This is a genomic window from Paraburkholderia sp. CI2, assembly GCF_014201055.1.
Lineage (GTDB): Bacteria > Pseudomonadota > Gammaproteobacteria > Burkholderiales > Burkholderiaceae > Paraburkholderia > Paraburkholderia tuberum.
The window spans coordinates 122,572-133,014 of sequence record NZ_JACHDL010000026.1 but is presented as its reverse complement, the minus strand read 5'-3'; the positions used below and the strand labels follow the sequence as shown (position 1 = coordinate 133,014).

General features: G+C 62.9%; 8 protein-coding genes and 2 pseudogenes. 6 read left to right on the top strand and 4 right to left on the bottom strand.

All coding sequences use genetic code 11. The annotated features are described in order from the left end of the window. From HDG32_RS29060 to HDG32_RS29050, 3 genes and pseudogenes are all read right to left on the bottom strand, one after another. Positions 1-1,584, bottom strand: a 1,584-nt coding sequence (locus HDG32_RS29060; protein WP_260336637.1) for an ESPR-type extended signal peptide-containing protein, incomplete at its 3' end; no start/stop codon positions are given. Between the two features lie 812 nt (positions 1,585-2,396). Continuing rightward, positions 2,397-2,478 (bottom strand): annotated as a pseudogene (locus tag HDG32_RS36775) (IS6 family transposase); the annotation flags it as partial. 127 nt (positions 2,479-2,605) lie between these two features. After that, positions 2,606-2,674 (bottom strand): annotated as a pseudogene (locus HDG32_RS29050) (transposase); the annotation flags it as partial. Positions 2,675-2,740: 66 nt separating this feature from the next. Between HDG32_RS29050 and HDG32_RS29045 the strand changes: the two are divergent. From HDG32_RS29045 to HDG32_RS29030, 4 genes are all read left to right on the top strand, one after another. Further along, positions 2,741-3,856 (top strand): OpgC domain-containing protein, encoded by a 1,116-nt coding sequence (locus HDG32_RS29045; protein WP_184072577.1) that lies wholly within the window; start codon positions 2,741-2,743, stop codon positions 3,854-3,856. Beyond that, positions 3,853-5,547: a tannase/feruloyl esterase family alpha/beta hydrolase gene (locus HDG32_RS29040; protein WP_184072575.1), complete on the top strand. Its 1,695-nt coding sequence runs from the start codon at positions 3,853-3,855 to the stop codon at positions 5,545-5,547. Before HDG32_RS29045 ends, HDG32_RS29040 begins: the two co-directional genes overlap by 4 nt. A 256-nt stretch (positions 5,548-5,803) precedes the next feature. Further along, entirely contained in the window at positions 5,804-6,730 is a 927-nt protein-coding gene (locus HDG32_RS29035; RefSeq protein ID WP_184037299.1) for an ABC transporter ATP-binding protein, read from the top strand. Then, complete coding sequence (locus HDG32_RS29030) at positions 6,727-7,488, top strand: ABC transporter permease (protein ID WP_184072573.1); 762 nt, start codon at positions 6,727-6,729, stop codon at positions 7,486-7,488. Before HDG32_RS29035 ends, HDG32_RS29030 begins: the two co-directional genes overlap by 4 nt. A gap of 76 nt (positions 7,489-7,564) precedes the next feature. Here the strand turns inward: HDG32_RS29030 and HDG32_RS29025 are convergent, their stop codons facing one another. Beyond that, positions 7,565-8,566 (bottom strand): LuxR family transcriptional regulator, encoded by a 1,002-nt coding sequence (locus HDG32_RS29025; protein ID WP_184072571.1) that lies wholly within the window; start codon positions 8,564-8,566, stop codon positions 7,565-7,567. Positions 8,567-8,796: 230 nt separating this feature from the next. Between HDG32_RS29025 and HDG32_RS29020 the strand changes: the two genes are divergently transcribed. Together HDG32_RS29020 and HDG32_RS29015 are read left to right on the top strand one after the other, a co-directional pair. Further along, positions 8,797-9,660: an AraC family transcriptional regulator gene (locus tag HDG32_RS29020; protein ID WP_260336636.1), complete on the top strand. Its 864-nt coding sequence runs from the start codon at positions 8,797-8,799 to the stop codon at positions 9,658-9,660. Between the two features lie 300 nt (positions 9,661-9,960). Further along, on the top strand, positions 9,961-10,386 hold the full coding sequence (locus HDG32_RS29015; RefSeq protein ID WP_018424716.1) for a DUF3830 family protein: 426 nt from the start codon (positions 9,961-9,963) through the stop codon (positions 10,384-10,386). Positions 10,387-10,443: the final 57 nt, after the last annotated feature.

Genomic DNA, 10,443 nt, shown 5'->3' with positions numbered 1-10,443 from the left:
CAGTTGCTGCGTCAGGTTCGTGACCGAGCCTTCCACGTTGGTCACGCGGCCGTCGATGCTGGTGATCGCCGTCGTGTTGGCCGCGATGTTCGTCGTGTTGGTCGCGATGTTGGTCGCGTTGGTCGTCACGTTCTGGTTGGTCGCGTGCAGCTGCGAACCGTTCACCGCTTCGGTGCTGGTGTCGCTCAGCGCACCGGCCTTCACGCCGCTCAGCGAGCGCGCGCCATCGGTGCCACTGAAGTCCACCGTCGTGCCGTCCAGGTCCCTGGCCACCGTGATGGTCTTGCTGGTCGCGTCCTGCTGCACCAGGCCGACGCTGCCGCCGTCCAGCTGCTGCGTCAGGTTCGTGACCGAGCCTTCCACGTTGCTCACGCGGCCGTCGATGCCGGTGATCGCCGTCTGGTTGGCCGCGATGTTCGTCGTGTTGGTCGCGATGTTCGTCGCGTTCAGCGCCGTACGCCCGTCGATGTTGGTAATTGCATCACCCACATTGCTCACCGCCGTGCCCCCCACGCTGTAGCTCGGCGCACTGATCGCACCGTTGGTCGGGTTGTAGGTCGAGCCACCACCGAGTGCTGTCGCGGTATCCGCACCGATCTGGTTCGACTTCGCCGCCTCCGACTGCAACTGGCCGACGTTCACCGCATCCGTCGCAGCCGAACCGGCCGCCACATTCGCCAGGCGACGTTCCTTGCCCGACGAACCCATCGACACTTCGCCGCTGGTCGTGCCCGACAGTGCAGTCGTACCCGGGTTGTAAGCTGCTGCGCCAAGGTCGGCCGTCGTGGTCGAACCCGCACCCAAGGCCACCGAGTTAGCCGCCGATGCAGAGGCGCCATAACCCAGTGCCACTGAGTTATCCCCTGCCGAATCAGCGAGCAGACCCATCGCAACTGAGTAGTTCCCTGTCGAAGTGGCGTATGCACCCATCGCCATGGAGGCAGTCCCTTCCGAAGTAGCTAGCTGACCAATTGCAATGCCAGCGTCGCCTGTGCTAAGTGCGCCAAACCCCAAAGCGACTGAGTTCCTAGCCGATGCGCTCGCCTGAAGGCCGAGTGCTGTCGCCCCGTCCCCGCTCGCATTGGATTCTGCGCCGACTGCTGTGGAGCCCTCCCCACTAGCCGCGGCGCCTGCGCCGATTGCGCTTGACTGTACCGCGTTGGCGATTGCATCGCGACCAATTGCAGTCGTCTTGTCCGCAGTGGCCCTGGCGTTATCACCGAGTGCCGCAGCACCATCGCCGACTGCGTTCGCATTCGTGCCGATAGCCGTAGCACTATATGCACCTGCCGACGTACCAGAAGTTGCGAAAGCGTTATACCCCATAGCTATGCTGTTGATATTCGTACCATCAGTCTTTGCCCCTGAGCCAATTGCAATCGAATGTAATCCCTTGGCGACACCTCCGCCCGCGTTGTACTGGGCGTGCGCTGCCGGCGCCCACGAGGCTGCGGCCACAACCGCAGTCGCCACAACTGCACAAACCTTAGCCTTGTTGCGCTTGCCGCGCGCAACCGCGTTTTCGGAGGCTGCCACCCACGACCCAAGGGCTTCATTCCAGATGGTGCGATAGGACTTGTTCATGACATGATTCCTTTTAAAGGCTATGAAAAGAATTGAGTTATGCGAACTAATTCCAAATCGCCATTGCCATTTTTTGCTGTTGAATTTCAGATGCAAAAACTGGGGCGATCAGATTCCCGTGAGCTCATGGCCGCCGTAAGAATCGGCCGGATTTTGCTGAGGCACTTGGGGACTGGCTTGCGCTAAATCTCTCTAGCTGGGTTCAGTCTATATTTTTGAGATTGAACGAAAATAGGACCTGTCCGAATCGGCTCTGCCCCGAATTCGAGCGCTGAAGCGCCTTGGGATGACGGTACTGTCGGCTATTGCGGAAAGCGTGGCACCGTCAGCAATCGTGACCGGCGACGGATAGCGGAAAGAGCCGGTTTATATGCTTGAGCAAGCGTCGGCGGTTCAGCGAAATCCGTCGCCGATGCAGGCGCCTCGATCGATATCAATCACGCAACGAGTCGGAATCGCCGTATGATGCTGAAACCAATCCTTGCGTCACTGATTCAAGTCTTGCGTCACTGATTCAGGTCCGCCATGCCATCACCGAGCACAAGCTCCAGTGGGCATGAACGCGTGGTTCACACGCTCAACGGCGACTCACGCGTTGATGAGCCGAGCAGGCTGAACCGCTATCAGCGGACGCTCGTCATGGGCGCGGGCGTCGCGGTCTCGTTTGTCCTGGTGCTGTTGACCGGCGTTGTGCTGAAATCGACGGTCACGGACTACGTCGAGGATCGCTATACCGATTTCGCTCTCCGGCAGACTCGCCTGCAGCTGGAGTTTCTCGAGCGGGAAAGAACGCTGAGAGCCGCCATCCTCCATGAAGATATCGAGTTCAGTCCCGTGTTGATCAACAGCGCGCCACAGCAGGCAAGGCTCGCCGCGCAACGTCACAAATACTTCTGCCGTGCACGCCGCAGAGCCCCAACTGTGGTCAAGCGGTTAGGTGAGGACAGGAGTGCGACATGGTTTCCGCCAGCCACCGATCCCTTTAGCGAACAGCCCGCCATCCGGCTGGTCATGCCGGCCTTCGCTTGAGCGCGAAGTGCTGACGGATCGGACCGAAGCTCGATAAGAAAGCCTGCGTGCGTTCAGGATCGCACCCGCTGATGCGTGGCCATTGACGTTCTTGCGTGCCGCCAGCGCGCATTCTTCGAGAAGACGAATGGAAACCCCAGGCCGTGGCCTTGGACGATCGGTCGAAGTCGATTTTTTTCGCGGTATCGTGCTGATCGTCATCGTGCTCGATCACATTCCCGGCAGCACGCTATCGCATCTGATGCTGCACGCGTACGCGTTGTGCGATTCGGCCGAGGTGTTCGTGTTTCTCGGCGGCTACGCATCGGCGGCGGCGTATACGGCGGTGCTTGCGCATCGCGGCGAACACGCGGCGCAGCTGCGCTTCCTCAAACGCTGCGGGGAGATCTATCGCGCGTATCTGTTGACGGCGATGCTGACGCTCGTGTCCGGCGCGATTCTCGCGCTGCTCGATCTGAATCGGCCGATGGTAGAAATGACCGGCTGGCCGCCGTTCGCGTTGCAGCCATGGCGTCAGGCATTCGATATCGCGCTGTTGCGCCGGCAACCGTATCTGTCCAGCGTGCTGCCGATGTACGTGCTGTTCGCGCTATGCGTGCCCGTGATGGTGCCGCTCGCGCGCCGCTCTGCATCGCTCGCGCTCGCGGTGAGCGTCGCGGTGTGGGCCGTCGCGCGGCCGCTCGCCGCGTTATTCAGCATTGACGCTGTCGCCGACTGGGCTTTTAATCCGTTTGCGTGGCAACTGATGTTCGTGCTCGGTATGCTGTGCCGCGTGCAGCCGATCAGCGAACGTTTTCATGCGAGCTATACCGCACAGTGGCTCACGCGCGTCGCGGTGGTCGCGGTGCTTGGCTTCGCGATGGTCAAACTTTTCGTGCTGACGCAGCCTTTGTCCGGCACGCACAAGCAGAATCTTTCAGTGGAACGTGTGATCAATTTCATCGTCATCGCGTGGCTCGCCGCCCAGTTCGTGCGGATGGGCAGTATCGCGTGGCTAGCGAGGCGGCTGCCCGCCGTCGTGACGGTGGGGCGCACCGGACTCGTGTGCTTCGTCACCGGCACGCTGGTGTCGTTGATCATCGACACGGCGACACCGCACACGTTTCACGGCTTTCGCGCGGTGCTGGTCGGGCTCGGCGGCGACTTCGCGGCGATCGGCGCGCTGCTGATGATCGCGCGCGGCTGGAGCGGCTGGAAAGGGCAGCAGTCGGGCGCACAGGCGAATGGCGCGGGTTGCGAATGACACGACGCGAGCGCCGCGGGCGCATCACGACCACGATGCGCACTACGCGCAAGCTCGTTGGACTCGCGACCGTGATGAGCGTCGTCGTGCTCGCGTGGCTCGCGATGCATCGCACGGCCGCGCAGGCCAAAGAGACACCGTTCGCGATGCACTGCTCGGAGTTCGCGGGTGCGGTGCTGTCGCCCGAATTGATCGAGATGCCGACGGCCGGCGCGCTGATCGAAAGCGCGGCGATGATCGGTGCGACCGCGCCGGGCAATCAGCAAGGCGGCGAGTATTGCCGCATCACGGGCCGCATCAAGGCGCTGCATCGGACGACGCCCGACATCCGCTTCGATCTGAATCTGCCGAGTCGCTGGAATGGCCGTGCGTTGCAGATCGGCGGCGGCGGGTACAACGGCGTGGTTGTCAGCGGCACCGGCGTGATGCCGTTCTGGCCGGATCGCGCGCCGCTCGCGCAAGGCTACGCGACGTTCGGTGACGACTCGGGGCATGTCGGCGATTCGTCGCTCGCGGAGTTTGGTCTCGTCGATGAAGCGGTGACGAACTTCGGCTACGCGCATCTGAAGAAAACCCATGACGTCGCGCTCGCGTTGATCGCGCACGCGTACGGCAGGCCGCCGCAGCGCATGTATTTTGCCGGCGGCTCGACGGGGGGCCGCGAAGGCTACACGGTGATGCAGCGCTTCCCCGACGACTACGACGGCGTGATCGCCAATGCGCCCGCGCTGAATTTTTCCGGCGTGCGGCTGATCGGCGTGAAGCTCGGCCAGGCCGAGTACGGTATGCCGGGCGGCTTCGTGCCGCCGGCGCTGCTCGAACGCGTCTATCAACGCACGCTCGAGGTATGCGACCGGCTCGACGGCATGGCGGACGGCATCGTCAGCGACGTCGAAGCATGTCGCGCGCACGAAGCGCAAATTGTCGATTCGCTGCGTTGCGCGCTGCGCCCTTCATCTGACGATGCGTGTCTGACCGACGCGCAACTGGCCACCTTGCTGGCGATGCGCGACGGGCTGTCGCTGCCGTTTCGGCTCGCGTGGGACGTGAGCGGCTATCGCGGCTACAACGTGTTCCAGGGCACGCAACTGACCGGCGCGCTCGGGCTCGCGCATCAGCCGCGGCGTCAGCCGGTACCGACTTTCTATGCAAACGGTTATCTGTTCGCGCAAGGCGACGGCTATCTGCGCTACTTCGTCGCGCGCGATGCGGACTTCGATTCGTTGACGTTCGATCCGCAACGCCCCGGCAAATATCGCGCGCAACTGATCGCGCTGTCGGCCACGATCGGCGCGATGAACCCCGACCTGTCGCGTTACATCGCGCACGGCGGCAAGCTGATCACGCTGCAGGGTCTCGCCGACGAAGTGATCAGCCCGAACCAGACGATCGCATATCACGACGCGCTAGTCGCGCGTTTCGGCAAGGACGAGGTCGATCGCTTCATGCGGCTGTACATGGTGCCGGGGTTTCAGCATGGCAACGGCGTGTTCATTCCATCGGTCGATCTGCTCGGCGCGCTCGACGCGTGGGTCACGCGCGGCGTCGCACCCGAAACGCTGATGGCCACAGATCTCGCCGCGGCGACGAATGGACGCTCGCGGCCGCTGTGCCGCTATCCCGGGTTTCCGCGCTATCTCGGCCGAGGCAATGTAAATCTGGCGAGTAGTTTTGTCTGTGCGCAGCCCTGAGGTCTGAGTCGTCGCAGCACCTGTTTGACCGGCGAGCCGCGCAACAAAGCGTGCGGACCGAGCCGGGGCCCACGCCCGACGAGCCGACAGCCCGAGCGCCACCGCCTTTTCGCGCACGTAGCGCCGCAACCGCACGATCTGTTCGTCCGCTCGCGTGCGCTGCACGCTTTCGCACTTTCCATTACATTGCGGATGCGGCGCGTTCCTTCGCACCGTTTCCTGTCATTCAACAGCGGTGTCGGTCATCATCGAGTCCATGCAGCCAATCGTTTCGGTCAAGAATCTGTCGAAAACCTATGCCAGCGGTTTTCAGGCACTGAAGAACATCAATCTGGCGATCCACCGTGGAGAAATCTTCGCGCTGCTCGGGCCGAATGGCGCGGGCAAGACCACGCTGATCAGCATCGTCTGCGGCATCGTCAACGCGAGCGAAGGCGGCGTGACGGTGGACGGCCACGACATCGGCTCCAACTATCGCGCGGCCCGCTCGCTGATCGGCCTCGTGCCGCAGGAGTTGACCACGGACGCGTTCGAAACCGTCTGGGCCACCGTGTCGTTCAGCCGCGGCCTGTTCGGCAAGCCGAAGAACCCCGCTTACATCGAGAAAGTGCTGCGCGACCTGTCGCTATGGGAGAAGCGCGACAACAAGATCATCACGCTGTCGGGCGGCATGAAGCGGCGCGTGTTGATCGCGAAGGCGCTGTCGCACGAGCCGCGCGTGCTGTTTCTCGATGAGCCGACCGCCGGCGTCGACGTCGAGCTGCGGCGCGACATGTGGAAGCTCGTGCGCTCGCTCGCGGCGAGCGGCGTGACGATCATCCTGACCACGCATTACATCGACGAAGCCGAGGAGATGGCCGACCGCATCGGCGTGATCAACGCGGGCGAAATCATGCTGGTCGAAGAGAAGACCGAGCTGATGCGCAAGCTCGGCACGAAGCAGTTGACGCTGCAACTGGAGAGCCCCCTCGACACGGTGCCGGCTTCGCTCGCCGGCTACGGGCTCGCGGTCGCGAACGGCGGCAACGAACTGACCTACACCTATGAAGGCGAGGGCGGGCGCACCGACATCATCGCGCTGCTGAAATCGCTCGACGACGCCGGTATCCGCTTCAAGGACCTGCACACCACGCAGAGTTCGCTCGAAGACATTTTCGTCAGTCTGCTGCGGGGGAACCCATGAACATCTACGCAATGCGCGCGATCTACAAGTTCGAAATGGCGCGCACGTGGCGCACGCTGATGCAAAGCATCATCGCGCCGGTGATTTCCACGTCGCTGTACTTCGTCGTGTTCGGCTCGGCGATCGGCTCGCGTATCAAGGAAGTGGAGGGCATCAGCTACGGCGCGTTCATCGTGCCGGGTCTGATCATGTTGTCGCTGCTGTCGCAAAGCATCGCGAACGCGTCGTTCGGAATTTACTTCCCGCGTTTCACGGGCACGATCTACGAGCTGCTGTCGGCGCCCGTATCGTATCTGGAGATCGTCGTCAGCTATGTGGGCGCGGCGGCCACCAAGTCGATCCTGCTCGGGCTCATCATTCTCGCGACCGCCGCGCTGTTCGTGCCGTTGCAGATCATGCATCCATTCTGGATGGTGCTGTTTCTCGTGCTGACGGCCGTCACGTTCAGTCTGCTCGGCTTCATCATCGGCATCTGGGCGGACAACTTCGAGAAGCTGCAACTGGTGCCGCTCCTGATCGTCACGCCGCTCACGTTTCTCGGCGGCGCCTTCTATTCGGTGGACATGCTGCCGCCGTTCTGGCGCGCCGTCACGCTGTTCAATCCGATCGTTTATCTGGTCAGCGGATTTCGCTGGAGCTTCTACGAGTTGGGCGACGTCGGCGTCGGCCTGAGTCTCGGCATGACACTGCTGTTCCTCGCGGTGTTCCTCGTGATCGTCGGCTGGATCTTCAGGACCGGCTATCGCTTGAAAAGCTGATAAGACCGCGCGATTAGCAGAGGGCGCGACAGCGAAAAGCCGTCGCGCCCTCTTCATCGATACGCGCAGACGCCGACTACAACAGATACGCCTGCGCGACATTGATCAACTGCACGCGGTTGCGCACGTTGAACAGCTGCCGCAAGCGCCGCAGATGATAGTCGACGTTATGCGGCGACAGCCCGAGGAAATACGCGATTTCCTTGTCGCGCTGCCCCTGCACGACCGCCTTCAGCACCGCGTGCTGCAGCTTGCTGAGCGCGACGCGCTGCTGCTGCGCGGGCGCGATGCCGATCACGCTTTTCGCGTGCATCCAGATGAACTCATGAATCGAGTGCGCGAACATCAGCGTTTCCGCGACGATCGATTCGGTCATCCAGCGCGGGTTGCCGATCTCCGAATTGAAGCACAGGCTCGCGCTCAGCTCCGGCTCCGGCAGCGGCATCTGCGTGAGAATGCCGCTCTTGCGGCCGGTCGCCTCCAGCATGTCGATCAGCGCGCCGAGCCGCTCGCTGCGCAGCTGCGCGCGCGGCAGATCGGCGCGCAGGTCGGCGATATTCCACAGAAATGGCATGCCGGTCGGCGACGCGAGCGCGACGCGCGGATCGAGCTCGAAATAGCGCTCGCGGAAATAGCGCGTGAGCCAGGCCTGCGACTCGTAGCTCGTCAACACGAACATCGTCTTGTGATGCGAAGACGTGCGCGTGGCGGTATAGCTGAACGAGTCGAAGCCCAATTGCCTGATGCGCTGACGCACGAACTCCATGCGGTCCTGCGCGCTGCCGAACCGTCCGAGCGGACCGATCAGCGGCGCGGCCCGCCGCGCCGCGGGCGACGGCGTGCCGATTTCTTCCTCGGTGAACAGAGTCAGAAAGCCACTGCGACCCGCACCATTCGCGGCGCGGGGAGACATCTTCACTGCTTCAGCCGCGTGGGCTGATTGCGCGGCGTGCCGCGCGCCGGCCGGGTAAGCCGGTTGGGCGGATGCCGCTCTCGGGTGTGCTGCCGACGCGTGCCCGGCTTCGCCTTGCGGCGAGCCGGTCAGCCATTGCGGCAGCGTATCGCATTCATGTTCCATGAAACGGTAGCTCCGGCGTTCTAAACGCGTGAAAGACGACAACCTCAATGATTAGCGATTTCGTGAAATGTCGGTAGCCGGTTCCTTGCTATCATTTTTGTGATCTTGCGCTGACAGTGGACCGGCAATACGGGTACGGCGGCGTTTCTCCTTCCATACGGCACCTCCTTCGAGGGGATGTGATGGCACGAATTCCCAAGCTCACGACGACGCTCGCCTACGACCGCTAAATGGCCGGCCAGCGACTCGTGTCGAGCGTGGATCGCGAGTGGCGGCATCTGGTGCTGCGCTCGTATCTCGAGCCGGTGCGGCAAGACCTGCTCGAAGCGCCCGGTTTGCGCGACTTCACGCTGATGACGCTCGCGAGCGGCGCCGAGCATCTCGAACGCAACCTCGGCGGAGCTTGGGAAAGCGCCGATATGCGCGTGAACGACCTGTGGTTCGTGCCGCCCACGCCGATCTCGTGGCGCTGGCATTCGATCAGCGACGAGCCGTTGTCTACGTTGCACGTGCACATCGAGCGCGATTTGATCGACAGCGTCGCGCAACAGATGGGGCTCGACGCGTCGCGTGAACTGTCGCTCGGCGACGCGATGCGCTTCAACGATCCGCTGATCGCCGCGATGCTTGCCGCGCTGCATCGCGCCGCCCGCGATCCGGCCGATTCGCGTCTGTATGTCGATACGCTGGCTCACGCGCTCGCCGCGCACCTGCTGCAGCACTATTCGAGCGGCAACGACGCGCGACGCGGCGGCGCCACGCGGCCCGAACGGCTGGTGCCGCGCCGGATTCGCCGAGTGACCGAGTACATCCGCACCAATCTCGCCGAAGATCTGGCGATCGCCGAACTGGCCGAGCAGGCCGGCCTAAGCAGTTTTCATTTTGCCCGGGTGTTTCGCCGCGAGACCGGGGAGACGCCGCATCAGTTCGTGACGCGCTTGCGGCTCAAGGAAGCGGCGAGGCTGCTGCGCGCCACGGATCGAACCGTGCTGCAAATCGCGCTCGAAGTTGGCTTCGAGAATGCCAGTCATTTCTCCGTGCAGTTCAAGCGTGGCTATGGTGCGACGCCGCTCGCCTACCGGCTGCGCGCTTGAGATGCACGCCGGCCGATGCTTGCCTGCGCACGCCGTAACGGCTCGCCTTTCTACAGTAGGAATCACGCACTTGCGCAGTGTGCTTTGCATTGCGCGGCTTGCAAACTACGAACTTTCGTGGCGGCGCGCGGTGCAAACTGGCATGGCACGTGGCGCAAGGCTTCGCGGTTCGGCCGGCCGCCCGCGATCGGACGTGGTCTAACTGGACTGACCGCGGCGCCGACAACTGTATCTGTCGAAGCCTTGCATCGGACGACAGAATCGAACCGCTTTTGAACCCCACATACCGGATAACGCGCCATGACCCGACTCAAGATGACTGCATGCGGCCACGCCTTCATCGCCGAAACCCATCCCGATGCGCCGCAGACCGTGGCCGCGTTCCTGAAGCTGCTGCCGTACCGGCAGAAGCTGATCCATGTGCGCTGGAGCGGTGAGGGCTGCTGGGTGCCGCTCGGCGAATTCAAGCTCGAGAACGACGGCGTCGCGGTCGGCTTCGAGAATCACACGAGCCATCCATCGGTCGGCGACATCCTGTTCTATCCGGGCGGCTATAGCGAGACCGAGATCATCCTCGCATATGGCTCATGCTGCTTCGCGAGCAAGATGGGGCAACTCGCGGGCAATCATTTTCTGACGATCGTCGAAGGCAAGGAAAAACTGCGCGAGCTCGGCACGAAGGTGCTGTGGGAAGGCGCGCAGGAGGTGGTGTTCGAGAGGCTTTGAGCGGGCCGCATTTCCTTGCCGGGCATACGCGATGCTTGTTTGAAGAGCCGCGTGCGG

Excerpts from the sequence above, each read along its gene's own strand:
- HDG32_RS29030 (WP_184072573.1), top strand. The coding sequence starts at position 6,727 with ATGAACATCTACGCAATGCGCGCGATCTACAAGTTCGAAATGGCGCGC.
- HDG32_RS29025 (WP_184072571.1), bottom strand. The coding sequence starts at position 8,566 with ATGGAACATGAATGCGATACGCTGCCGCAATGGCTGACCGGCTCGCCG.
- HDG32_RS29045 (WP_184072577.1), top strand. The coding sequence starts at position 2,741 with ATGGAAACCCCAGGCCGTGGCCTTGGACGATCGGTCGAAGTCGATTTT.
- HDG32_RS29020 (WP_260336636.1), top strand. The coding sequence starts at position 8,797 with ATGGCCGGCCAGCGACTCGTGTCGAGCGTGGATCGCGAGTGGCGGCAT.
- HDG32_RS29035 (WP_184037299.1), top strand. The coding sequence starts at position 5,804 with ATGCAGCCAATCGTTTCGGTCAAGAATCTGTCGAAAACCTATGCCAGC.
- HDG32_RS29015 (WP_018424716.1), top strand. The coding sequence starts at position 9,961 with ATGACCCGACTCAAGATGACTGCATGCGGCCACGCCTTCATCGCCGAA.
- HDG32_RS29040 (WP_184072575.1), top strand. The coding sequence starts at position 3,853 with ATGACACGACGCGAGCGCCGCGGGCGCATCACGACCACGATGCGCACT.